This window comes from Kitasatospora hibisci (assembly GCF_043950205.1).
Lineage (GTDB): Bacteria > Actinomycetota > Actinomycetes > Streptomycetales > Streptomycetaceae > Kitasatospora > Kitasatospora hibisci.
In genome coordinates, this window is sequence record NZ_CP171642.1 from 6,340,563 (window position 1) to 6,365,214 (window position 24,652).

At 71.2% G+C, this 24,652-nt stretch carries 19 protein-coding genes and 1 pseudogene; 16 read left to right on the plus strand and 4 right to left on the minus strand.

Translation table 11 applies throughout. The annotated features are described in order from the left end of the window. Nucleotides 1-10 precede the first annotated feature (10 nt). The gene (locus tag ACF9IK_RS27825; RefSeq protein ID WP_395296831.1) at nucleotides 11-991 is read right to left on the minus strand and encodes a hypothetical protein; all 981 of its coding nucleotides are present in this window, start codon (nucleotides 989-991) and stop codon (nucleotides 11-13) included. A 253-nt stretch (nucleotides 992-1,244) separates the two neighbouring features. Here ACF9IK_RS27825 and metH point away from each other — a divergent pair, with 253 nt between their 5' ends. From metH to ACF9IK_RS27840, 3 genes are all read left to right on the plus strand, one after another. Continuing rightward, a complete protein-coding gene (gene metH / locus ACF9IK_RS27830) occupies nucleotides 1,245-4,751 on the plus strand; it encodes a methionine synthase (protein ID WP_395296832.1) in 3,507 nt (1,168 codons plus the stop codon). 159 nt (nucleotides 4,752-4,910) lie between these two features. Next, complete coding sequence (locus tag ACF9IK_RS27835; RefSeq protein WP_395296833.1) at nucleotides 4,911-5,615, plus strand: HAD family hydrolase; 705 nt, start codon at nucleotides 4,911-4,913, stop codon at nucleotides 5,613-5,615. A 356-nt stretch (nucleotides 5,616-5,971) separates the two neighbouring features. Next, nucleotides 5,972-7,579 (plus strand): ABC transporter substrate-binding protein, encoded by a 1,608-nt coding sequence (locus ACF9IK_RS27840; RefSeq protein ID WP_395296834.1) that lies wholly within the window; start codon nucleotides 5,972-5,974, stop codon nucleotides 7,577-7,579. A 90-nt stretch (nucleotides 7,580-7,669) separates the two neighbouring features. On the opposite strand, the gene ACF9IK_RS27845 is transcribed toward ACF9IK_RS27840, so the two are convergent. Next, the gene (locus tag ACF9IK_RS27845; RefSeq protein ID WP_148647703.1) at nucleotides 7,670-8,341 is read right to left on the minus strand and encodes a response regulator; all 672 of its coding nucleotides are present in this window, start codon (nucleotides 8,339-8,341) and stop codon (nucleotides 7,670-7,672) included. Continuing rightward, nucleotides 8,342-9,247 carry a RecB family exonuclease gene (locus ACF9IK_RS27850; protein ID WP_395296835.1) on the minus strand — a complete coding sequence of 302 codons (906 nt, stop codon included), beginning with the start codon at nucleotides 9,245-9,247 and terminating at the stop codon, nucleotides 8,342-8,344. A 166-nt stretch (nucleotides 9,248-9,413) separates the two neighbouring features. On the opposite strand from ACF9IK_RS27850, the gene ACF9IK_RS27855 reads away from it, so the two are divergent. From ACF9IK_RS27855 to ACF9IK_RS27865, 3 genes are all read left to right on the plus strand, one after another. After that, nucleotides 9,414-10,634 carry a site-2 protease family protein gene (locus tag ACF9IK_RS27855; protein ID WP_395296836.1) on the plus strand — a complete coding sequence of 407 codons (1,221 nt, stop codon included), beginning with the start codon at nucleotides 9,414-9,416 and terminating at the stop codon, nucleotides 10,632-10,634. Nucleotides 10,635-10,679: 45 nt separating this feature from the next. Continuing rightward, a complete protein-coding gene (locus ACF9IK_RS27860; RefSeq protein ID WP_395296837.1) occupies nucleotides 10,680-11,633 on the plus strand; it encodes a tRNA (adenine-N1)-methyltransferase in 954 nt (317 codons plus the stop codon). 125 nt (nucleotides 11,634-11,758) lie between these two features. After that, nucleotides 11,759-12,397 carry a hypothetical protein gene (locus ACF9IK_RS27865; protein ID WP_395296838.1) on the plus strand — a complete coding sequence of 213 codons (639 nt, stop codon included), beginning with the start codon at nucleotides 11,759-11,761 and terminating at the stop codon, nucleotides 12,395-12,397. Nucleotides 12,398-12,465: 68 nt separating this feature from the next. Here ACF9IK_RS27865 and ACF9IK_RS27870 read toward each other — a convergent pair whose 3' ends face one another. Continuing rightward, nucleotides 12,466-12,768 (minus strand): ferredoxin, encoded by a 303-nt coding sequence (locus ACF9IK_RS27870; protein WP_395296839.1) that lies wholly within the window; start codon nucleotides 12,766-12,768, stop codon nucleotides 12,466-12,468. A 284-nt stretch (nucleotides 12,769-13,052) separates the two neighbouring features. Here ACF9IK_RS27870 and arc point away from each other — a divergent pair, with 284 nt between their 5' ends. The 10 genes and pseudogenes from arc to ACF9IK_RS27920 form a co-directional block, all read left to right on the plus strand. Next, the gene (gene arc, locus ACF9IK_RS27875) at nucleotides 13,053-14,819 is read left to right on the plus strand and encodes a proteasome ATPase (RefSeq protein WP_395296840.1); all 1,767 of its coding nucleotides are present in this window, start codon (nucleotides 13,053-13,055) and stop codon (nucleotides 14,817-14,819) included. Between the two features lie 240 nt (nucleotides 14,820-15,059). Next, entirely contained in the window at nucleotides 15,060-16,571 is a 1,512-nt protein-coding gene (gene dop, locus ACF9IK_RS27880; protein ID WP_395296841.1) for a depupylase/deamidase Dop, read from the plus strand. A 175-nt stretch (nucleotides 16,572-16,746) separates the two neighbouring features. Next, nucleotides 16,747-16,965, plus strand: coding sequence for a ubiquitin-like protein Pup (locus tag ACF9IK_RS27885; RefSeq protein ID WP_238739917.1), 219 nt, complete (start codon nucleotides 16,747-16,749; stop codon nucleotides 16,963-16,965). A 163-nt stretch (nucleotides 16,966-17,128) separates the two neighbouring features. Then, nucleotides 17,129-17,971 carry a proteasome subunit beta gene (gene prcB / locus ACF9IK_RS27890; protein ID WP_395296842.1) on the plus strand — a complete coding sequence of 281 codons (843 nt, stop codon included), beginning with the start codon at nucleotides 17,129-17,131 and terminating at the stop codon, nucleotides 17,969-17,971. Nucleotides 17,972-18,001: 30 nt separating this feature from the next. After that, nucleotides 18,002-18,760: a proteasome subunit alpha gene (prcA, locus tag ACF9IK_RS27895; RefSeq protein ID WP_395296843.1), complete on the plus strand. Its 759-nt coding sequence runs from the start codon at nucleotides 18,002-18,004 to the stop codon at nucleotides 18,758-18,760. Between the two features lie 124 nt (nucleotides 18,761-18,884). Then, on the plus strand, nucleotides 18,885-20,246 hold the full coding sequence (gene pafA, locus ACF9IK_RS27900; protein WP_395296844.1) for a Pup--protein ligase: 1,362 nt from the start codon (nucleotides 18,885-18,887) through the stop codon (nucleotides 20,244-20,246). Between the two features lie 141 nt (nucleotides 20,247-20,387). Continuing rightward, nucleotides 20,388-21,374 carry an FKBP-type peptidyl-prolyl cis-trans isomerase gene (locus tag ACF9IK_RS27905; protein WP_395296845.1) on the plus strand — a complete coding sequence of 329 codons (987 nt, stop codon included), beginning with the start codon at nucleotides 20,388-20,390 and terminating at the stop codon, nucleotides 21,372-21,374. 298 nt (nucleotides 21,375-21,672) lie between these two features. Further along, a complete protein-coding gene (locus ACF9IK_RS27910) occupies nucleotides 21,673-22,989 on the plus strand; it encodes an FKBP-type peptidyl-prolyl cis-trans isomerase (RefSeq protein ID WP_395296846.1) in 1,317 nt (438 codons plus the stop codon). A 157-nt stretch (nucleotides 22,990-23,146) separates the two neighbouring features. Next, nucleotides 23,147-23,521, plus strand: coding sequence for an FKBP-type peptidyl-prolyl cis-trans isomerase (locus tag ACF9IK_RS27915; protein ID WP_395296847.1), 375 nt, complete (start codon nucleotides 23,147-23,149; stop codon nucleotides 23,519-23,521). A gap of 178 nt (nucleotides 23,522-23,699) precedes the next feature. Then, nucleotides 23,700-24,650, plus strand: a pseudogene (locus ACF9IK_RS27920) (helix-turn-helix transcriptional regulator); the annotation flags it as partial. Nucleotides 24,651-24,652 lie beyond the last annotated feature (2 nt).

Here is a 24,652-nt window from a genome sequence, read left to right on the forward strand (position 1 = left end):
CACGGAAGGCTCAGCGCACCCAGCCGCGCCGGTAGTCCTCCCAGTTCTGCTCGGTCGCGGCGAAGTCCACGTACAGCCCGACGCCGAAGTGCTGCCGCCCGAGGTCCCGCCGGCCCAGGCCGAGCCGGATGCCGCGGATCCCGTCCTCCACGGTCTCGGCGTGCCCCCAGTGGCCCCACTTGTCGTCCCAGTAGAACGGCAGGCCCATCAGCAGGTCGACGTCGTCGGGCGTGGCCTCCAGCGCCAGCTCGGTCTGGTAGGCGTTGTAGGCGCCGTAGAAGCCGGCCGTCGGCATGCTGGAGTCGTAGGTCATCAGCGCGATCTGGTCGACCCGGCGGGCGGTCTGTGCGAAGTAGGCCTGGTCCCACCACTTTCCGTGGTCGGTGAGCGCGATCGCGATGTCGTGCTGCCAGGGAAGCGGATCGATCTGCGGGGCGGCGACGGACAGCCGGGCGCCGCGGGCGGCCGTCACCGGGCGGACCTGGTCCAGCAGCGCGAGCCACCCCTTCGAACCCGGCCGGATCGGCTCCATGTCGAAGTGCACGCCGTCGAAACCGAGGTCCAGCACCTGGCGGGCCGAGGCGGTGACCCGATCCCGGGTGGGCGGGTCCTCCAGGTCCAGTGCGTCCTTCTCGGGCTTGACCTCGTCGCCCAGCCAGCCCTGCACCCGGATGCCGGGCAGCGCCCGGTGCGCGGCCTCGGTGAACCACCGGGCCCGGGGGTGGACGGACGCCGGCAGCGAGCCGTCGTGCTCCAGCGGCCCGGTGTGGACGTAGAGGTCGCGGACGCCGGTGGCGGCGAGCCGCTGGGCGAGCGCGGCGAGGTCGGCGTCACCCTTCCGGCCGTCCACCCAGGCATGACCCAGCCAGAGCGCGTCGCGCCCCCGCGTGCGGGCCTCCGGGGAGGGCTCGCCGACGTACTGCAGCCGGAGTGCGAGCGCCGCCGCGCCCACCGGCGTGACCAGTACGGCGACCGCCGCCAGGGCCGCCACCAGGCACTTCCGCCATCGCGACCACCGTCGCCAGCGGCTGCGCGCCGCCCGCAGCGGTCGACCCGCCGCGGTCGTGACCCGCCGTACGCGCATCCCGGACTCCGCCATGCCCGTGGCTCCCCCCTCGTGGCCGAACGCTCAGGATACGGAATGCCCCACCGGCCCCAGGCCTCGGCCGGATACCCTGGCCACGTGCGTCCCCGACTCAGCGGGTTCGCAAAGCCGACAGCCGTCGCACCCAGGGAGAAGCCCCATGGCCACTGCAGCCGATCCGTCCATCACCCAGCAGAGCCGCGCGAACGCGCTGCGTGAGGCGCTCGCCACCCGCGTGGTGGTGGCCGACGGGGCGATGGGCACCATGCTCCAGGCACAGGACCCGACCCTGGAGGACTTCCAGAACCTGGAGGGCTGCAACGAGGTCCTCAACCTCACCCGGCCCGACATCGTCCGCTCCGTCCACGACGCGTACTTCGCGGTGGGCGTGGACTGCGTGGAGACCAACACCTTCGGCGCCAACCACTCGGCGCTCGGCGAGTACGAGATCGCCGACCGCATCTTCGAACTCTCCGAGGCCGGCGCCCGGATCGCCCGCGAGGCGGCCGACCGGCACGCCGCCGACGGCCGCACCCGGTGGGTCCTCGGCTCGATCGGCCCGGGCACCAAGCTGCCGACCCTCGGCCACGCCCCGTACGACACGCTGCGCGACGGCTTCCAGCAGAACGCGGCCGGCCTGATCGCCGGCGGCGCGGACGCGCTGCTGGTCGAGACCAGCCAGGACCTGCTGCAGACCAAGGCCGCGATCCTGGGCTGCAAGCGCGCGCTCGCCGAGGCAGGCCTGGACCTGCCGGTCCTGGTCCAGGTGACCGTGGAGACCACCGGCACCATGCTGCTCGGCTCCGAGATCGGCGCCGCGCTGACGGCGCTGGAGCCGCTCGGCGTCGACTACATCGGCCTGAACTGCGCCACCGGCCCGGCCGAGATGAGCGAGCACCTGCGCTACCTGGCGAAGAACGCCAGGATCGGCCTCTCCTGCATGCCGAACGCGGGCCTGCCGGTGCTGGGCAAGGACGGCGCGCACTACCCGCTGACCCCCGCCGAACTGGCGGACGCGCACGACGTCTTCACCCGCGAGTACGGTCTCTCGCTGGTCGGCGGCTGCTGCGGCACCACCCCCGAGCACCTGCGCCACGTGGTCGAGCGGGTCCAGGGCCGCCCGATCGCCGTCCGCGACCCGCGCCCGGAGCCGGCGGCCGCCTCGCTCTACCAGGCGGTGCCGTTCCGTCAGGACACCTCTTACCTGGCGATCGGCGAGCGCACCAACGCCAACGGCTCGAAGAAGTTCCGCGAGTCGATGCTCGCCGGCGACTGGCAGGCCTGCGTGGAGATCGCCCGCGAGCAGATCCGGGACGGCTCCCACCTGCTGGACCTCTGCGTGGACTACGTCGGCCGCGACGGCGTCGCCGACATGAAGGAGGTCGCCGGCCGGCTGGCCACCGCCTCCACCCTGCCGATCGTGCTGGACTCCACCGAGCCGGACGTGCTGCGGGCCGGACTGGAGGCGCTGGGCGGCCGCGCGGTCCTCAACTCGGTCAACTACGAGGACGGCAACGCCCCGGACTCCCGCTTCGGCCGGATCGCCTCGCTGGCCCGCGAGCACGGCGCCGGCCTGATCGCGCTGACCATCGACGAGGAGGGCCAGGCCCGCACCGCCGACAAGAAGGTCGAGATCGCCGAGCGGCTGATCGGGGAGCTGACCGCGGACTACGGGATCGACGAGGGCTCGATCCTGGTCGACTGCCTCACCTTCACCCTGGCCACCGGCCAGGAGGAGTCCCGCCGGGACGGCATCGAGACCATCGAGGCGATCCGCGAGCTCAAGCGCCGCCACCCGGACGTGCAGACCACACTCGGCCTCTCCAACATCTCCTTCGGCCTCAACCCGGCCGCCCGCGTGGTGCTGAACTCGGTCTTCCTGCACGAGTGCGTGGAGGCCGGCCTGGACTCGGCGATCGTGCACGCCTCGAAGATCCTGCCGATCTCGCGCATCCCCGAGGACCAGCGCGAGGCGGCGCTCGACCTGGTCTACGACCGCCGCCGGGACGACTACGACCCGCTGCAGCGCCTGCTGCAGCTGTTCGAGGGCGTCTCCTCGGCCTCGGTCAAGGCGTCCAAGGCGGAGGAGCTGGCCGCGCTGCCGCTGGAGGAGCGGCTGCAGCGCCGGATCATCGACGGCGAGCGGAACGGCCTGGAGGCCGATCTGGAGGAGGCGCTCACCGCGCGCCCGGCGCTGGAGATCATCAACGACACCCTGCTGTCCGGCATGAAGGTGGTCGGCGAGCTGTTCGGCTCCGGCCAGATGCAGCTGCCGTTCGTGCTGCAGTCCGCCGAGGTGATGAAGACCGCGGTGGCCCACCTGGAGCCGCACATGGAGAAGTCCGACGCGGAGGGCAAGGGCACCATCGTGCTGGCCACGGTCAAGGGCGACGTCCACGACATCGGCAAGAACCTGGTCGACATCATCCTGTCCAACAACGGCTACAACGTCGTCAACCTGGGCATCAAGCAGCCGGTCTCGGCGATCCTGGACGCCGCGCAGGAGCACAACGCGGACGTGATCGGGATGTCGGGCCTGCTGGTGAAGTCCACGGTGATCATGAAGGAGAACCTGGAGGAGCTGAACCAGCGCAAGCTGGCGGCGGACTACCCGGTGATCCTCGGCGGCGCCGCGCTCACCCGGGCCTACGTCGAGCAGGACCTGCACGAGATCTACGAGGGCGAGGTCCGCTACGCCCGGGACGCCTTCGAGGGCCTGCGGCTGATGGACGCGCTGATCGCGGTCAAGCGAGGGGTGCCCGGTGCGGCGCTGCCGGAGCTCAAGCAGCGCCGGCACGCCCGGGTGGAGGTCGAGGAGGCGGAGGAGGTCAACCTCGGCCAGATCCGCTCCGACGTGGCGGTCGACAACACCGTGCCGGCCCCGCCGTTCTGGGGCGACCGGATCGTCAAGGGGGTGCCGTTCGCCGACTACGCCTCCTGGCTGGACGAGGACGCGCTGTTCAAGGGCCAGTGGGGGCTGAAGGCGGCCCGCAACGGCGACGGGCCGTCCTACGAGGAGCTGGTGGAGTCGGAGGGCCGGCCGCGGCTGCGGATGTGGCTGGACCGGCTGCAGACCGAGGGCTGGCTGGAGGCGGCCGTCGTCTACGGCTACTACCCGGCCAACTCCAAGGGCGACGACCTGATCGTCTTCCACGAGGACGGCACCGAGCGGACCCGGTTCACCTTCCCGCGCCAGCGCCGCGGGCGCCGGCTCTGCCTGGCGGACTTCTTCCGCCCGGAGGAGTCGGGCGTGCGGGACGTGGTCGGCCTGCAGGTGGTCACCATGGGCAACCGGATCTCCGAGGCGGCCAACGAGCTGTTCGCGAACAACTCCTACCGCGACTACCTGGAGCTGCACGGTCTCTCGGTGCAGCTGGCCGAGGCGCTGGCCGAGTTCTGGCACGCCCGGGTCCGGTTCGAGCTGGGCTTCTCCGGCGAGGACCCGCAGGACGTCAAGGACATGTTCGCGCTGAAGTACCGGGGCGCCCGGTTCTCGCTCGGCTACGGGGCCTGCCCGGAGCTGGAGGACCGCGCCAAGATCGCCGAGCTGCTGCGGCCCGAGCGGATCGGCGTGGTGCTGTCCGAGGAGTTCCAGCTGCACCCGGAGCAGTCCACCGACGCGATCGTGATCCACCACCCGGAGGCCAAGTACTTCAACGCGCGGTAGCCCGCACGTCGCGTTCCGTTCGCTCTTTTCGGACGTACGGGGCGTATCCTGGATCATCCTGAACGGGCCGGTCCGCTCACCAGCGGGCCGGCCTGTGCCATCCCCGGGGGCGGTGCCCCGGCCGCGCCGCCCCGGGGGAACCGACGGAAGGATCCCGCCATGACCACCAGCTCCACCGCCACCCGCGTCCTCGACCGCGGCGACGGCCGGGGCCTGCAGGCGGTGCTGCTGGACATGGACGGGACCCTGGTGGACACCGAGGACTTCTGGTGGCAGGCCGAGGCCTCGCTCTTCGCAGAGCTGGGCTACGAGCTGGACGAGAAGGACCGTGCCCAGGTGGTCGGCGGGCCGATGAGCCGGGTGATCGACTACCTGCTCGCCACCACCGGGGTCGACCTCTCGGCGGCCGACCTCACCGTGCTGATCAACCAGCGCTTCGTGGACCTGCTGGCCGGCGGCGTACCGCTCATGCCGGGCGCCGAGCGGCTGCTCAACACCCTTGCGGCGCACGGCGTCCCGGCCGCGCTGGTGTCGGCGTCGCACCGTCAGATCATCGACATCGTGCTGCAGTCGCTGGGGGCCCACCACTTCGCCTTCAGCGTCGCCGGGGACGAGGTCGCGCGGACCAAGCCGCACCCGGACCCGTACCTGGAGGCGGCGCGCCGGCTGGGCGCCGAGCCGGGCCGCTGCGTGGTGGTGGAGGACGCCCCGACCGGGGTCCGCTCGGCCGAGGCGGCCGGCTGCCCGGTGATCGCGGTGCCGTCGGTGGCGGTGATCGAGCCGGCGCCCGGGCGGCTGGTGCTGCCTTCGCTGGAGCAGGTGGATCTTGAACTGCTCCGCTCGCTGGTCACTTCGCGAGTGTGATTGTCGTCTCATTGCATGCGAGTGCTACCGGCCGGTAGGTGACCGCGGCCGCCCGTCGTGCCTGGACGCCCGGGGAGAAATCGGGCATTGCCTGACAACTCGTCGGATGGCCGCCATCAATTCGGCCTCCCGTGTCCCAACTGTCACCTGCGCGGGTGGCGGTGGTGCGTGTTCGATATGGCACGCTACTCCAGTTCGTTCCCCACCCCGAGCCCTGCCGCCGCCGCCCGAACGGGCAACCCCGTCCTGACTGCGGTCGCACGGCGACCGGTCCGCGCGCGCCCTCCGCACCCCGGAGGCACTTTCGTGTGCGGACCACCCGGCCCATGCCGGACCGCACCCAGAAGGACGCGCCCGTGAAGACTTCAGCTGGACGACTGGCAGCGCTCGGCTGCGCCGGCCTGGTGGCCGCCTCGGTGACGGGCTGCGGCTCGGTCACCGACGCCGTCAAGGGGGACGGCGGCAAGGCGATCACCATGGGCACCACCGCGACCACCGGTGTGCTCGACCCGGCCGGCGCCTACGACTCCGGCGCCTGGCTGGTGCTGCGCAACACCTTCCAGTCGCTGCTGACCTACCCGGCCGCCTCCAGCTCGCCCGTTCCGGACGCCGCGCAGTCCTGTGAGTTCACCGGCGGCGAGGCCACGCTCTACCACTGCACGCTCAAGTCCGGCCTGAAGTTCTCCAACGGCCACCCGCTGACCGCCGCCGACGTGGTGTTCTCGATCGAGCGCACCAAGAAGATCAAGGACGACAACGGTCCGGTCGGCCTGCTCGACACGATCCAGTCGGTCGAGGCCAAGGGCGACACCGAGGTGGTCTTCCACCTCGCCCAGCCCGACGCCACCCTCCCGGCCAAGCTGGCCACCCCGGCCGGCGCCATCGTCGACCGCCAGGTCTTCCCGGCCGACAAGCTGCTCGGCAACGACAAGCTGGTCGGCTCCGGCCCGTACAAGATCGACACGGTCGAGACCGCGAGCGGCGGCAAGGTCCCCAGCAAGATCGCCCTCTCGGCCAACGGCGACTACACCGGCGACGCCAAGCTGCGGAACAAGAAGTTCACCGTCCGCTACTTCGACAAGGCCGACGCGCTGAAGGACGCCCTCGACAAGGGCGAGGTCGACCTCACCGACGACAGCCTGGAGCCCAACACCGCGGCCCAGGTCCGCTCCGACCAGCAGGGCGGCAAGACCGACCTGCAGGTCGTCGAGGGCGACAGCAACGACACCCGCAGCATCGTCTTCAACACCAAGGACGCGACCACCGGCAACGTCGCCGTGCGGCAGGCCGCCGCCCAGCTGGTCGACCGCAAGACGCTCGCCCGCGACGTCTTCGCCCGCACCGTCCAGCCGGTGTACTCGATGGTCCCGGCCGGCGTCACCGGCCACACCACGTCCTTCTTCGACAAGTACGGCGACCAGGACGTCGCCAAGGCCAAGGCGATCCTGGCCGCGGCCAAGGTCCAGACCCCGGTCAAGCTGAGCCTCACCTGGTCCCGCTCGCGCGCCGAGGGCGCCGAGAGCGAGATGCTCAAGAAGCAGCTGGAGGCCGGCGGTCTCTTCCAGGTCACCGTCCAGCACGAGGCGGACTGGGAGGCCTTCAAGAAGGGCTGGACCGAGGGCAAGTACCAGGCCTACGTCGTCGGCTGGTTCGCCGACTACCCGGACGCGGACAACTACATCGCGCCGCTGATCGTCGAGGGCGGCGCCTACCACCACGGCTGGGACGACCAGCGGATCAGCCAGAGGCTGGTGCCGGAGGCCCTCAAGCAGGCCGACCGCGGTGCCGCCACCTCGTCCTACAACCAGATCCAGGCGATCGTGGCCGAGAACGTGCCGCTGATCCCGCTGTTCCAGAACAAGGCGTTCTACGCGGCGAAGTCCTACATCACCGGCGTCGAGTCGACCGTCGACACCACCGGCGTCTTCCGCTTCTGGGAGATCGGCCGCTCCGGCGGCAAGTAGCCGGGACCCTCGGCACGGTGGCCCGTCCGCTTCCCCCAGGGTGCAGGGGGAGCGGACGGGCCACCGTCACGTCCGGGGCCGGTCGCCCGGTCAGAGCGTCCCGGGGCGGACCAGGCCGCTCTCGTACGCGTAGACCGCCGCCTGCACCCGGTCGCGCAGCTGGAGCTTGGTCAGCACGTGCCCGACGTGCGTCTTGACCGTGGTCTCGCTGACGAACAGCTCCGCCGCGATCTCCGCGTTCGACAGCCCGCGCGCTACCAGCTTCAGCACCTCCAGCTCGCGCTCGGTCAGCGCGTTCAGCGCCTGCGGCGGCGCCTCCTCTCCGGAGGGCAGCTTGGTGGCGTACATGTCCAGCAGTCGGCGGGTGATGCTCGGCGCCAGCATCGCCGCGCCGTCGGCGACCACCCGGATCGCCTGCACCAGCTCCTCGGCCGGGACGTCCTTCAGCAGGAAGCCGCTGGCCCCCGCACGCAGCGCCTCGACCACGTACTCGTCCAGGTCGAAGGTGGTGAGCACCAGCACCTTGGCCGGGCCGTCCCGCCCCGGTCCGGCGATCCGGCGGGTCGCCTCGACCCCGTCCATCCTGGGCATCCGGATGTCCATCAGCACCACGTCGGGCTGCAGCGCGCGGACCTGGTCCAGCGCCTGCTGGCCGTCGCCGGCCTCGCCGACCACCACCAGGTCGGACTCGGCCTCCAGGATCATCCGGAAACCGGTGCGCAGCAGCGGCTGGTCGTCGACCAGCAGCACTCGGATCGTCACCTAGGACTCCTTGCTCATCGGATCCCCCGTGGGATCGTCCTCGTCAGACGTACGCGCCAGCGGCAGCGGGTACGGCGGGGGAGTGCCGCCGAACTCCGGGCAGCTGGCCCGGTGGTCGCACCAGTCGCAGAGCCGGTTGCGGGTGGCCGGGAAGTCGCCTGTGGCCACCGCCAGGGCGATCCGCTCCCAGAGCGCCTGCAGCTTGCGTTCCACCGCCAGCAGGTCGGCCTCGTCCGGGTCGTAGCTGACCACGTCCCCGCCGCCGCCGAGGTAGACCAGCTGCAGCCGCTTCGGGATCACACCCTTCCACCGCCACACCACCAGCGCGTAGAACTTCATCTGGAACATCGCCTTGCCCTCGAAGTCCCGCGAGGGCGCCCGGCCGGTCTTGTAGTCCACCAGCCGGACCTCGCCGGTCGGGGCGACGTCGACCCGGTCGATGTAGCCGCGCAGCAGCAGGCCCGACTGCAGGGCCGTCTCCACGTAGAGCTCCCGCTCCACCGGGTGCAGCCGGCTCGGGTCCTCCAGCCGGAACCACTGGGCGACCAGCTTCTCGGCGTCGGCCAGCCAGCGGGTGAGCGCCGCGCCGTCCGGATCCTCCGGGAAGAGCGAGCCCAGCTCCGGGCGCTCGCCCAGCAGGCGCTCCCACTGCGGGCGCAGCAGGCCCAGCGCCCGCTCCGGGGTCCGCTCCGCCGCCGGGCTGTCGAACAGCCGCTCCAGCACCGCGTGCACCAGGGTGCCCCGGGTCGCCGCCGCGCTCGGCGGCTCCGGCAGCCGGTCGATCACCCGCAGCCGGTACAGCAGCGGGCAGGTCAGGAAGTCCCCCGCACGGGACGGGGACAGGCCGGTCGGGGGCGCCGGCGGCCGGGCCGGGGCCGCGGTGCTGCTGGTGTCGGTCTGCTGCATACCCCGACCCTATTGCCCCCGGCTGCCATCCCGCTGACACGGTGCTGCCACACGTCCTTTCCAGTTGGGTATGAACTCTGCGAGAGGGGCGCGCGCCGCCGGACCGCCCCGATCACGTAGCGTGGGCGAACCGGGGCGCGACGGGGAACCGACGGAAGGGATCACGGTGAGCGACAGCAGGGGGCGGCAGACCTCCGACCAGCCACCGCACGGCGGTGGCGCCCGGCCGGGGCCCCGGCCGCCCGAGGAGCCGGAGCGCCGCGGCGGCATCCTGATGGGCCGCCCGTTCGGCGTCCCGATCTACGTCACGCCCTCGTGGTTCGTCATCGCCGCGCTGATCACCTGGGTGTTCGGGGGCCGGCTCGACCGCGTCCTGCCCGAGCTCGGTGCCACCCGCTACCTGGTCGCGTTCTCCTTCGCGGTCGCCTTCTACGGCTCCGTGCTGGTCCACGAGCTCGCCCACACCCTGGTGGCCCTGCGCTACAAGCTCGGCGTGCGCCGCATCCAGCTGCAGTTCTTCGGGGGCGTCTCGGAGATCGAGAACGAGGCCGAGAGCCCCTGGCGCGAGTTCTGGCTGGCCTTCGTCGGCCCGCTGCTCTCCCTGGTGCTCGGTGGCGTGTTCTACCTCGCCGTCCAGGCCGTCGAGCTCTCCTCCGTGCCCGGGGTGCTGCTGACCGGCCTGATGGTCTCCAACCTCGTCGTCGCCGCCTTCAACCTGCTGCCCGGCCTGCCGCTGGACGGCGGCCGGATGCTGCGCGCCGTCGTCTGGGCCGTCACCGGGCGGCCGATGGCCGGCACGGTGGCCGCCGTCTGGGTGGGCCGGGCGCTGGCCGTCGCCGTCCTGATCGGCCTGCCGCTGGTCAGCGCCGCCCGCGGGACCGAGCGAAGCGACACCGACACCCTGGTGGACGCGGTGCTCGCCGCCGTCCTCGCCGCGATCATCTGGAACGGAGCCGGCGGCAGCCTGCGCAACGCCCGGCTCAAGGAGGTGCTGCCCGGCCTGCGGCTGCGCGAGCTCGCCCGGCGCGCGGTCGAGGTCACCGGCGACACCCCGCTCGGCGAGGCGATGCGCCGTGCCCGCGAGGCGGAGGCCGGCGCCCTGGTCGTGGTCGACGGCCGGGGCGAGCCGACCGGCATCGTCCGCGAGTCCGCCGTCCGCGGCGTCCCCGAGCACCGCCGTCCCTGGATCGCCGTCGGCGCCCTGGCCCGCGACCTCGAACCGGGCCTGCGGCTCTCCGCCGACCTGGCCGGCGAGGACCTGCTGCGCGCCGTCCGGGCCACCCCGGCCGGTGAGTACCTGGTCGTCGAGGACGACGGGCGGGTCTACGGCGTCGCCGCGCTCACCGACATCGAGCAGCGGCTGACCGCCGCCGTCACCGGCCGGTGATCACCGTGGTCGGGCGGAGCGCACGCTTCCCTTAGGATTGTCCGCATGTCCGAACCGACCGGTGCCACCCGCCGACGCGGGCCCTTCCAGGTCGGGGACCAGGTCCAGCTGACCGACCCGAAGGGCCGCCACTACACGTTCACGCTCCAGGCCGGGAACCAGTTCCACACCCACAAGGGTGCGTTCCCGCACGACGAGCTGATCGGCGCCCCGGAGGGCACGGTCGTGCGCACCACGGGGAACGTCCCGTACCTCGCGCTGCGCCCCCTGCTCCCCGACTACGTCCTGTCCATGCCGCGCGGCGCCGCCGTGATCTACCCCAAGGACGCGGGGCAGATCCTGGCGATGGCCGACATCTTCGCGGGTGCCCGCGTCGTCGAGGCCGGCGTCGGCTCCGGCGCGCTCTCCAGCTACCTGCTGCGCGCCGTCGGCGACACCGGCATGCTGGCCTCCTACGAGCGCCGGCAGGACTTCGCCGACATCGCCAAGGGCAACGTCGAGCGCTACTTCGGCGGGCCGCACCCGGCGTGGAAGCTCACCGTCGGCGACCTCCAGGACAACCTGGTGGAGACCGACGTCGACCGCGTCATCCTCGACATGCTCGCCCCGTGGGAGTGCCTGGACGTCGCCTCCAAGGCGCTCGTCCCCGGCGGCCTGATCTGCTGCTACGTGGCCACCACGACGCAGATGTCGAAGACCGTCGAGGCGCTGCGCGAGCACGGCACCTTCACCGAGCCGCAGGCCTGGGAGACCATGGTCCGCACCTGGCACCTGGAGGGCCTGGCCGTCCGCCCGGACCACCGGATGATCGGCCACACCGGCTTCCTGCTCACGGCCCGCCGCCTCGCCGACGGCGTCGAGCCGCCGCTGCGCCGCCGCCGCCCGGCCAAGGGCGCGTACGGCGAGGACTACGACAACGGGGCGCCCGCGCCCTCGCTGCAGGAGCGCGCCGCGGCCCGGACCGCCGCCCGCACCTCCGAGGAACCCGACCTCGGCTGACCGCACACCCGGACAGGGGTGGTACCGCGGGCTTACGGCCCCGGTACCACCCCTTCGCGCTACCCCCGCATCCGCACCACCCCGCGGCCGCCCCCGTGTGGGACGATGCTCGCTCACACCGACCCATGCGCACACCGACCCGCTGGAGGGGACGCCTGGTGGAGACCGCGGTCAAGGCGACGGCCGAGCAGCAGACACCGCAGGAGCGCAGCGGGCCCGGACACGTCCGCACCGCGCCGTGGCACTGGGTCCTCACGATCGCCGGCACCGCCGCCGTGGTCGCCACCACGCTCGCCGCCGATCCGGCCACCGGCACCCCGGTGCCCGCCCGCCGCACCGTCAAGGCACTCCCGGCCGCCGTTGCCCCCGATCCGGCCAAGGCCGAACTCCCGCTGGACTGCGGTCCGTTCCCGGTGAAGATATCCGTCAGCTTCGCCGCCGACCTCGGTGACGGGCGCCCCGGCACCGTCGCCGCCGCGCACTGCGCGGCCGAGAACGGCACCCCGCCGGACGCGGTCTACCTGCTCGGCCCCGGCCCCGCCGACCGGCCCGTGGTGCTGGCCACCCTGGTCTCCGAGCGCGAGAACCTCACCGTCACCCGGCTCGGCCTGCGCAGTGACGGCGTCATCACCGGCCACGCGCAGGGGTATTCCAGCGACGACGTGCCGCGGTTCAGTCCCGACATCTCACTGGACCTCACCTGGACGCGCAGGGGCGGCGGCTGGGACCGTTCCCAGACCGCCGCCCCGGTGACGCTCACCTGAGCCGCCCGCGGCGGGCGCCGGCCCGCCGCCGGGCGCTCCGGCGCGTTCCCCCGGCCGGGCGGCGCGGGCTACTCGGCGTCGGGCCCGTACACCTCGACCCGGTCCGCCACCCGGCGCACGTGGATGCAGTCGCCGGGGCACTCCTTCGCGGAGTCCACCACGTCCTGAAGCAGCGTCAGCGGTACCGGCGCGGTCTCGCCGGGCTGCTGACGCAGCTCGTCCTCCGGCCCCTTCACGTAGGCCAGGCCGTCGATGTCGAGCTCGAAGACCTCGGGCGCGTACTGCACGCAGATGCCGTCACCGGTGCACAGGTCCTGGTCGATCCACACCTCAAGCGGCTCGCCCGCCGCCGCTTCCTCGGTCACCGACATGGTCCCCTGCCGTTTCTGTCCCGGGACGCCCCTTCTTGGGCGCAATCCCGCCATTCGTACAACGATCGGATCCGGCGACCCGGTTCCGATCGGATATCGACTCGCTCGACGATACATCTGGTCCGCATTGGCCGGTGCGCGGTGGGTATCCCCCTAACAGAGGGGAAGCACGCGAGGGCGAAGATCGGACACGCCCGTTCCATCTTTCTTGATCTAGGGGTTTACGGACCCCTGGTCCCAGGTAGGGTCTGGAAGCGTCCAGCTCCCCGGAGGAGGTGAGGACCGTGGCAGCCCACGATGACGACTACAACCGCAGCACCGGCAGGCCCGCTCGTGGTTCCGACGAGGCCGCTCAGGTCTCGTACCTTGAGCAGGAAATCGCCGTGCTGCGCCGCAAGCTCGCCGACTCGCCGCGCAATTCGAGAATCCTCGAAGAGCGGATCGTCGAGCTCCAGACCAACCTGGCCGGCGTGACCGCCCAGAACGAACGGCTCGCCTCCACCCTGCGCGAGGCCCGCGACCAGATCGTGGCCCTCAAGGAGGAAGTGGACCGGCTGGCACAGCCCCCGGCCGGTTTCGGCACCTTCCTCGACCAGAACGAGGACGGCACCGCCGACATCTTCACCGGGGGGCGCAAGCTCCGCGTCAACGTCAGCCCCAACGTCGACCTCGACGAGCTGCGGCGCGGCCAGGAGGTGATGCTCAACGAGGCCCTCAACATCGTGGACGCGATGGCCTTCGAGCGCATCGGCGACATCGTCACCCTCAAGGAGATCCTGGAGGACGGCGAGCGCGCCCTGGTCATCGGGCACACCGACGAGGAGCGGGTGGTGCGGCTCGCCGAACCGCTGCGCGAGGCCACGATCCGGGCGGGGGACGCCCTGCTGCTGGAGCCCCGCTCCGGCTACGTGTACGAGGTCGTGCCGAAGGCCGAGGTCGAGGAGCTGGTCCTCGAAGAGGTCCCGGACATCGACTACCGCCAGATCGGCGGTCTGAGCAACCAGATCGAGCAGATCCGCGACGCGGTCGAGCTGCCCTACCTGCACGCCGACCTCTTCAAGGAGTTCGAGCTGCGCCCGCCCAAGGGCGTGCTGCTGTACGGCCCGCCCGGTTGCGGCAAGACGCTGATCGCCAAGGCGGTGGCCAACTCGCTGGCCAAGAAGGTCGCCGAGGTCACCGGCCGTCCCCAGGGCAAGAGCTACTTCCTCAACATCAAGGGCCCGGAGCTGCTCAACAAGTACGTGGGCGAGACCGAGCGGCAGATCCGGCTGGTCTTCCAGCGGGCCCGGGAGAAGGCCGGCGAGGGCACTCCCGTCATCGTCTTCTTCGACGAGATGGAGTCGCTCTTCCGCACCCGAGGCTCGGGTGTCAGCTCGGACGTGGAGAACACCATCGTCCCGCAGCTGCTCGCCGAGATCGACGGCGTGGAGGGCCTGGAGAACGTCATCGTGATCGGCGCCTCCAATCGCGAGGACATGATCGACCCGGCGATCCTGCGGCCCGGCCGCCTGGACGTCAAGATCAAGATCGAGCGCCCGGACGCCGAGGCCGCGAAGGACATCTTCTCCAAGTACCTCAAGGGCACGCTGCCGTTCCACCCGGACGACCTCAAGGAGCACGACGGCTCCGTCGAGACCACGGTGGCGGCGATGATCCAGTCGGTCGTGGAGCGGATGTACTCCGAGACCGAGGAGAACCGCTTCCTGGAGGTCACCTACGCCAACGGTGACAAGGAGGTCCTGTACTTCAAGGACTTCAACTCCGGCGCGATGATCCAGAACATCGTCGACCGCGCCAAGAAGATGGCCATCAAGGACTTCCTCGACCACGGCCAGCGCGGTCTGCGCGTCTCCCACCTGCTCGCCGCCTGCGTGGACGAGTTCAAGGAGAACGAGGACCTGCCGAACACCACCAACCCGGACGACTGGGCCCGCATCTCCGGCAAGAAGGGCGAGCGGATCGTCTTCATCCGCACGCTGGTCACCGGGAAGCAGGGCGCCGAGTCCGGCCGCTCCATCGACACTGTCGCCAACACCGGGCAGTACCTGTAACGACGCGCTGCGCACGCCGCAGCGCCCCGGGCCGGCAGCGGTCCCCGGAGCAGTACGCACCCGTCCGGCTGTGGCGCCTCGCGGCCCCGCAGCCGGACGGCGCGTCTCGGGGCCCGCGTGTCGGTGCCGCGTTCTAGGCTCGACCCACCGTGCGCGGGCAGACCGCCGGCGTCGGTGTTGTTCAGCGGTACGTCAGCGTGTTCCGTCCGCGGGGGCGGTGCACCGGGCAAGGAGGGCCGCATGACCGTACGGCGCGTGATGGGCATCGAGACCGAGTACGGGATCTCCGTGCCCGGGCACCCCAACGCCAACGCCATGCTCACCTCGTCCCAGATCGTCAACGCCTACGCGGCGGCGATGCACCGGGCGCGGCGGGCCCGCTGGGACTTCGAGGAGGAGAATCCGCTGCGCGACGCCCGGGGCTTCGACCTCGCGCGCGACGTCGCGGACGCCAGCCAGCTGACCGACGAGGACATCGGCCTCGCCAACGTCATCCTGACCAACGGTGCGCGGTTCTACGTCGACCACGCGCACCCCGAGTACAGCTCGCCCGAGGTGACCAACCCGCGCGACGCCGTGCTCTGGGACAAGGCCGGCGAGCGGATCATGGCGGCCGCCGCCCAGCGCGCCCTGGAACTGCCCAACGGGCAGACCATCCACCTGTACAAGAACAACACCGACAACAAGGGCGCCTCCTACGGCACCCACGAGAACTATCTGATGAAGCGGGCGACGCCGTTCGCCGACATCGTCCGCCACCTCACCCCGTTCTTCGTCTCGCGCCAGGTGGTCACCGGCGCCGGCCGGGTCGGCATCGGCCAGGACGGCTCCGCCAACGGCTTCCAGATCAGTCAGCGGGCCGACTACTTCGAGGTCGAGGTCGGCCTGGAGACCACCCTCAAGCGGCCGATCATCAACACCCGCGACGAGCCGCACGCCGACGCCGAGAAGTACCGCCGGCTGCACGTGATCATCGGGGACGCGAACCTCTCCGAGATCTCCACCTACCTCAAGCTGGGGACCACCTCGCTGGTCCTGGCGATGATCGAGGACGCCTTCATCGCCTCCGACCTCGCCGTCGACCAGCCGGTGCGCACCCTGCACCGGGTCTCCCACGACCCGACCCTGAAGCACCTGGTCACGCTGCGCAACGGCCGCAAACTCACCGCCGTCCAGCTGCAGCTGGAGTACTTCGAGCTGGCCCGCAAGTACGTCGAGGACCGCTTCGGCAACGACGCCGACGAGCAGACCGTCGACGTGCTGGCCCGCTGGGAGGACGTCCTGGGCAAGCTGGAGCGTGACCCGATGTCGCTCTCCAGGCAGCTGGACTGGCTCGCCAAACGGGAGATCCTGGAGGGCTACCGCAGCCGGGACGCCCTGGAGTGGGACAACTCCCGGCTGCACCTGGTCGACCTCCAGTACAGCGACGTGCGGCCCGAGAAGGGCCTCTACAACCGCCTGGTGGCCCGTGGCAGGTTCGAGCGGCTGCTCACCGAGGAAGAGGTGGAGCGGGCCGTCACCAAGCCTCCGGAGGACACCAGGGCCTACTTCCGCGGGCGCTGCCTGGAGCAGTACGCCGAGCACGTGGCCGCGGCCTCCTGGGACTCGGTGATCTTCGACCTGCCGGGCCGGGACTCGCTCCAGCGGGTGCCGACCCTGGAGCCGCTGCGCGGCACCCGCAACCACGTCAAGGAGCTGCTGGACCGCTGCCGCACGGCCGAGGACCTGCTCCGGGTGCTGTCCGGCGGGTAACTTTTCGATCACCATGGGTGAACGTCCGCCGAATGGGAATCATCCGGGGTGTCAGCGGGTGTTGGACAGGAAGCGCCACCGGCAAACCGGAAGCGGGTAGTCGCACCTTGTGTATAGGGTCGGTGCAGCAAGCAGCGACCAAACCGTGCCAGACCGATCGAGCGGGGTGAGGGAAATGGCGAGCAAGGACACCGGCGGCGGCCAGCAGCGGGCGAACCGCTCCTCCGAGGAGGTCGAGGAGCAGGCCGCGGAAGCGCAGAATTCCGACGACCTCAAGGAGCGCCAGGAAAAGCTGAGCGACGACGTCGACGCGGTTCTGGACGAAATCGACGAGGTGCTTGAGTCGAATGCCGAGGATTTCGTGCGGCAGTTTGTCCAGAAGGGCGGCGAGTAACCTCGTCCGGGGCATTCGGGAATTCGCGGAAGAGACCGCCGGGAGCGGGCGGGCGGCAGGGGCCGTCCGCCCGCCCGGGTCCGGCCCCTACCCGCACGGACGTTGATCGTCGGGCGGGTAGGGTGCGGGCAGAACGCGCTTCAAGCTACCTGGAAGGAATCGTGTGGAAGCCAACACTCGTGGCACCGGGCGTCTACCGGCTGCCTTCCTGACCCCGGGATCCTCGTCGTTCCTCGACTTCCTGGCCGAGCACCAGCCGGAGCTGATCCCGGGTCGGCGCGGGCTGCCCGAGGGCGTCGTGGTCGAGGCCCCGCACGGGACGACGATCGTCTCCGCGGTGTTCGACGGCGGCGTGGTCCTCGCGGGTGACCGCCGCGCCACCATGGGCAACGTGATCGCCCAGCGCGACATCGAGAAGGTCTTCCCGGCGGACGAGTACAGCGCCGTCGGCATCGCCGGCACCGCCGGCCTCGCGGTCGAGATGGTCCGGCTGTTCCAGCTGGAGCTGGAGCACTACGAGAAGATCGAGGGCACCGTGCTCTCCCTGGAGGGCAAGGCCAACCGCCTCACCACCATGATCCGGGGCAACCTCGGCATGGCGATGCAGGGCCTGGCGGTCGTCCCGCTCTTCGCCGGCTACGACCTGGACCAGGGGCGCGGCCGGATCTTCACCTACGACGTCACGGGCGGCCGCTCCGAGGAGCGCGGGTTCGCCGCCACCGGCTCGGGCTCGGTCTTCGCCCGCGGCTCGATGAAGAAGCTCTACCGCGACGACCTGACGGCCCAGCAGGCCGCCACCCTGGTCGTCCAGGCGCTCTACGACGCGGCCGACGACGACTCCGCCACCGGCGGGCCGGACCTCGCCCGCAAGATCTTCCCGATCGTCTCGCTGATCACCGAGGACGGCTTCCGCCGCCTCACCGAGGCCGAGGTCTCGGAGATCGCGGTCTCCATCACCGACCAGCGTCTCACCCACCCCAACGGCCCGCAGGCCCCGCTGCTCTAGCCACACCTACCAAGGAAGGGACGACCGCCGGTGTCGACACCGTTCTACGTCTCGCCCCAGCAGGCCATGGCGGACCGCGCGGAGTACGCCCGCAAGGGCATCGCGCGCGGTCGCAGCGTGGTCGTGCTCACCTACGCCGACGGCATCGTCTTCGTCGCCGAGAACACCTCCCGGGCGCTCCACAAGGTCTCCGAGATCTACGACAAGATCGCCTTCGCGGCGGTCGGCCGGTACAACGAGTTCGAGAACCTGCGCATCGGCGGCGTCCGCTACGCCGACCTGCGCGGCTACTCCTACGACCGGGCCGACGTCACCGCCCGGGGCCTGGCCAACGTCTACGCCCAGACGCTCGGCACCATCTTCTCCTCGGTCGGCGAGAAGCCGTACGAGGTGGAGCTGATCGTGGCCGAGGTCGGCCGCACCCCCGACGAGGACCAGATCTACCGGCTCACGCCGGACGGCTCGGTCGTCGACGAGAAGAACCACGTCGTGGTGGGCGGCAACGCCGACTCGATCGGCAACTACCTGGGGCAGCGCCACCGCAGCGGCCTCTCGCTCACCGAGGCCGTCAAGGTCGCCGTGGACTCCCTCGCCAGGGACCCGAACGGCGGCACCCCGCGCACCCTCACCCCCGAACAGCTGGAGGTGGCGGTGCTGGACCGCCAGCGCTTCCAGCAGCGCAAGTTCAAGCGGATCCTGGGCGGCCAGCTCGCCCGGCTGCTCGACGGCGACCAGTCCGCCGAGACGGACGACGAGGAGAAGCCGGCGGCCGGAGGGCCGTCGGACTAGCAGTACCCGGCGAGTCCCGTAACGGCGGCGGTCCGCCGCCGTTACGGGACTCCGGTGCCCCTGCGGCGGCCGGCACGGCGCCGTGGAGGCGGTTTCGGACAGCTCCCATCTAGGAGGACGCCTCATGGACCGCCGGATCTTCGGGCTGGAGAACGAGTACGGCGTCACCTGCACGTTCCGCGGGCAGCGGCGGCTGTCGCCGGACGAGGTGGCACGGTACCTCTTCCGCCGTGTTGTCTCCTGGGGCCGCAGCAGCAACGTGTTCCTGCGCAACGGTGCCCGGCTCTACCTCGACGTCGGCTCCCACCCCGAGTACGCCACCCCCGAGTGCGACGACGTCGTCGAGCTGGTGACGCACGACAAGGCCGGCGAGCGCATCCTCGAAGGCCTCCTGGTGGACGCCGAGCGGCGGCTGCACGAGGAGGGCATCGCGGGGGACGTCTACCTCTTCAAGAACAACACCGACTCTGCCGGCAACTCCTACGGCTGCCACGAGAACTACCTGGTGGCCCGGCACGGCGAGTTCTCCCGGCTGGCGGACGTCCTGATCCCGTTCCTGGTGACCAGGCAGCTGATCTGCGGCGCCGGCAAGGTGCTGCAGACCCCGCGCGGTGCGGTCTACTGCGTCAGCCAGCGCGCCGAGCACATCTGGGAGGGCGTGAGCTCGGCGACCACCCGCTCCCGCCCGATCATCAACACCCGCGACGAGCCCCACGCCGACGCCGAGCGCTACCGCCGGCTGCACGTCATCGTCGGCGACTCCAACATGTCGGAGACCACCACGCTGCTCAAGGTGGGCGCCACCGACCTGGTGCTGCGGCTGATCGAGGCCGGGGTGGTGATGCGCGACCTCACGCTGGAGAACCCGATCCGGGCGATCCGCGAGGTCAGCCACGACCTCACCGGTACCCACCAGGTCCGGCTCGCCAACGGCCGGGAGGCCAGCGCGCTGGACATCCAGGAGGAGTACTTCACCAAGGCGCTGGAGTTCGCCGACCGCAAGGGCATCAACACCGGGACCATCGCCTGGGTGCTGGACCTCTGGGGCCGCACCCTGGAGGCGGTCCGCACCGAGCGGCTCGACGGCGTGGCCGGCGAGATCGACTGGATCATGAAGTACAAGCTCATCGAGCGCTACCGCGAGAAGCACCAGATGAGCATGTCCAACCCGCGGATCGCCCAGATCGACCTCGCGTACCACGACATCCACCGCCGGCGCGGGCTGTTCTACCTGCTCCAGGGCAAGGGCCAGGCGCAGCGGGTGACCACGGACCTCAAGACCTTCGAGGCCAAGTCGATCCCGCCGCAGACCACCCGGGCCCGGCTGCGCGGGGACTTCATCCGCCGGGCGCAGGAGCAGCGCCGGGACTTCACGGTGGACTGGGTCCACCTGAAGCTGAACGACCAGGCCCAGCGGACGGTGCTCTGCAAGGACCCGTTCCGCTCGGTGGACGAGCGGGTGGAGAAGCTGATCGCCGGGATGTGACCCCCGCGGGCCGTGGTGCCCGCGGACTGCGATCTTCGTCGGTGCCGGGCCCCGGTGGTGTCTACCGGGGCCCGGCACTGCCTGGGCATACGCTGTCGGTCGAGTCCGGAGAGTCGACTTCGACCGACAGTTAGGAACGCCGTGCGCCGCACCGCCGGTTTGCTTCTCACCCTGCCCCTGCTCCTGGCGGTCGCCTGCAGCAGCTCCACCAAGGCGACCAGCCCGGCGACACCCACTTCGCCCACCGCGGCCCCCACCGTGCCCTCGCCGGTGTCCGAGGCGTCGCCGATGCCGACCGTGTCGGGCGGCGGGTTCGGGAGCAAGGCCACGATCACCATCCCGGACGCACCGCCGAGCGGGCAGTTCGTCGTCAACGTCGTGAGCGAGGGTGACCGCTCCACGGTGAACAAGGGCGACTGGGTGACGGTGAACTACACCGCCACGGACTGGACGACCGGCAAGGAGCTGCCGAGCTCCTACGACGCCGGCGGCAAACCGCAGCTCTACCAGGCGGGCAGCGGCCAGCTGGTGCCGGCGTTCGACCAGAGCGTGATCGGCAAGAAGGTCGGCAGCCGGCTGCTGGTGGTGGCCCCGCCGGCCGCCGCCTTCGGCGAACAGGGCAACACCCAGCTCGGCGTCGGCCCGGGGGACACCGTGGTGTTCGTGCTGGACATCATGGAGAGCCTGCCGCCGGACTCCACTCTCTCCGGGACGATGACGCAGCCGCCGCCGACCATGCCCCAGGTGAAGGACAACGGCAAGGCACCCGTGACCATCACCATCCCGCCCGACCAGCCCGCGCCGACCGAGCTCCAGCAGGCCGTGCTGATCAAGGGCGAGGGCAAGCAGGTGAAGGCCGGGCAGACCCTGGTCGTGCAGTACACCGGGGTGCTCTGGAGCAACGGACAGCAGTTCGACTCGTCCTGGAGCCACGGCGGCGCGCAGGCGCTGCAGATCGGCACGGGCAGTGTGATCGAGGGCTGGGACAAGGGCCTGGTGGGCCAGAGCGTCGGCAGCCGGGTGGAGCTGGTGGTGCCGCCGGCCCTCGGCTACAAGGACCAGGCACAGGGCGCGGTGCCGGCCAACTCGACGCTGGTGTTCGTGATCGACATCCTTGAGGCGGTCTAGCTAGGACGGTCCGGGATCCGTGCGGTTCGGGATTCCGGTGCGGTCGGGATCACCGCGCGGTCCGGGACCCGCAGGGTTGTGACCCCGCACGCTCTAGGAGCGGCGGGTGGGATTCCGTACGCTTGGGCGGGCGCTCGCACATGGAAGCGTCCGCCCTCATCCTGACCTGTCATACTGCCCTCGCACTGTGGTAGGCGCCGCCGGCGTCCGGGTCCCGGGCGGCAGTGCGACAGCACCCCGGCGCTCACCACGCCGGCCGTAGACCTCGAAGACCTCGTGGCGAGATGGATGGGGAGTCATGTCTGAGAATGCGTCGAGCCCGGGCGGGGCCGGCACCGCGAACGGGAACTCCTCCGGGGACCCGGCCGACTCGCGCCCCGGCGGCCCGCTGCCCGGCCACGGCGAGTCGATCGTCGTGCCGCCGTCGATCCTGAAGCAGCAGGCCGGCTGGGCGCAGCCCGGCGAGAGCCAGCCGTCGGCGGGCGCGACGAAGACCGAGGACACCCCGCAGATCTTCGCGTCCAACGTGCGCCGCCAGGACGCCTCGGAGGCCGGGTACGACGAGAACCCGCCCGGCGTCGGCAAGCTGGGTGTGATCCTCGGCACCGTGCTCACCCTGCTGCTGGTCGGCAGCGGCGTCACCCTGTACCTGGTGAACAAGGACGGCGGCGACTCGAAGTCCGACAACGCGGCCAAGCCCGACGCGGTGAAGACCGCGCCGGCCACGCCCACCGCCGACCCGGTCCCGCCGATCAAGGACAGCGCCAAGGTGCTGCCGACCATCACCGGCGAGTTCGGCAAGAAGGCCGGCATCGAGGTGCCCGGCGAGCAGGCCGACGGCAGCTTCGTGGTGAAGGTCCTCTCCGAGGGCACCGGTCCCAAGGTCGAGAAGAACTCCTGGGCCTCGGTCGACTACACCGCCAAGGACTGGACCACCGGCAAGGACATCCCCAGCTCGTACGACGAGAAGGGCAAGCCGCAGATCTTCCAGGCCGGCACCGACGCGCTGATCCCGGCGCTCGACCAGGCCGTGCTCGGCAAGAAGGCCGGCAGCCGGCTGCTCGTGGTGGCCCCGCCGGCCGCCGCGTTCGGCGCCCAGGGCAACCCGAGCATGTCGATCGGAGCCAAGGACAACCTGGTCTTCGTCATCGACGTCCGCAACGCCAACGCGCCCGACGCGGTGGTCAGCGGCACCGTCACCCCGCCGCCCGCGGACTTCCCGCAGGTGAAGGACAACGGCAAGAAGCCGGCCGAGATCACCCCGGTGGCGGGCGCCGCCGAGCCGACCGAGCTCAAGAGCCACGTCCTGATCAAGGGCACCGGCCCCAAGGTCGAGAAGGGTGAGAAGGTCGTCGTCCAGTACACCGGCGCGCTCTTCAAGGACGGCAAGGTCTTCGACTCCTCGCTGAGCAAGGGCCAGGCGTTCTCCTTCCCGGTGGGCGGCGGCCAGGTCATCGCGGGCTGGGACCAGGGCCTGGAGGGCCAGACCGTCGGCAGCCGCGTCGAGCTGGTCATCCCCGCCGCGCTGGCGTACGGCGACAAGGGCCAGGGCGACATCCCGGCCAACTCCACCCTGGTGTTCGTGGTCGACATCCTGGATGCGGGTCAGGGCTGATCCACTTTCGAGGGACAATGGTGCGCGTGTGACCTTCGGGCTCGGCCGCGTGGCCTGAGTCCGGACGGGGGCGCCCGTACCGTGGTCCGGGAACGGACCGGGGTGCGGGCGCCCGCCGCTTGGTCATGGATGGAACCGAAACCGAGAAGAGGCAGTTGTGAGCAACAAGACGAAGCCGGAGATCGACTTCCCGGGCGGCGACGCCCCGACCGAGCTCCAGATCCGCGACATCGAGGTCGGCAGCGGCGAGGAGGCCAAGCCGGGTCAGGTCGTCGAGGTGCACTACGTCGGTGTCACCTTCGAGACCGGCGAGGAGTTCGACGCCAGCTGGAACCGCAACAGCACCTTCAAGTTCCCGCTCGGCGCCGGCCGCGTCATCAAGGGCTGGGACCAGGGCGTCGTCGGCATGAAGGTCGGCGGCCGCCGCGAGCTGGTCATCCCGGCGAAGCTGGGCTACGGCGCGCAGTCGCCGACCCCGGCCATCCCGCCGAACTCGACGCTGATCTTCGTCGTCGACCTGATCGCCGTCTGACCCGGTCCCGACCGGTCGCGAGCGCGGGCCGCACCCCCCTGCCGGGGGTGCGGCCCCACGCGTTTGCGGACTCGGCTTTTGCAGTGCGTACCGCTACCGGTACGGTCGGTCCCGCCGGGTCGAGGACCACCCGGCGGGCGCACCCCGCGCGCGGCGCGGCACACCGGAAGGGTCAGCGATGGCGATCGCCAAGGCAGAGCGGCTGATGAATCTCGCCCTGTGCCTGATGAACACCAGACGGCCGCTCTCCAAGAAGGAGCTGCGGGAGTCCATCGAGGCCTACCGCGAAGCCTGGCAGAGCAGCAGCGAGGACGCCTTCAACCGGATGTTCGAGCGGGACAAGGACGACCTGCGCGAGCTCGGCCTGGTCATCGACGTCGACGAGAACGCCCTGGACGGCGAGCTCGGCTACCTCGCCCGCGCGGACCGCAACCGCCTGCCCGAGATCGCCCTGGACGCCGAGGAGGCCGCCGCGCTCACCCTGGCGGCCCGGGTCTGGCAGCAGGCCAAGATGTCCGGGGCGGCCAGCGGTGCCCTGCAGAAGCTGCGCGCCGCCGGCGTGCCCTTCACCGAGACCGAGGGCCGCACCGCCCTGGAGCCGCGCATCCCCGCCCGCGAGGCCGCCTTCGAGCCGTTGCTCACCGCCGCCCGCGACCGCCGCCCGGTCACCTTCGAGTACCGCAAGGCCGGAGCCGCCGCGGTCGAGCAGCGCGCCGTCGAGCCCTGGGCGCTGGAGTGCTGGCGCGGCCACTGGTACCTGGCCGGCTGGGACCGCGACCGCGGCGACGCCCGGGTCTTCCGGCTCAGCCGGATCACCGGGAAGGTCCGCGCCCGCTCCGGCGCCTTCCTCGGCACCGTCCCCGAGCACGTCGACGTCCGCGCCACCGTGGCCAAGTTCGCCGGCGAGGGCGCCACCGCCACCGCGGCGGTACGGGTACGCCGGGACGCCGGCTTCCCGCTGCGCACCAAGGCGCTGAGCTCCCGGCGGGTCGACGGGACCTGGGACGAGCTGGAGATCCCCTACGGCAACGGGCTCGGTGCCGACCTCGCCGAGTTCGGCCCGGACGTGCTGGTGCTCGGCCCGGAGGAACTGCGCGCCGACGTGATCGAGCGGCTGCGCGCGGTCGCCGG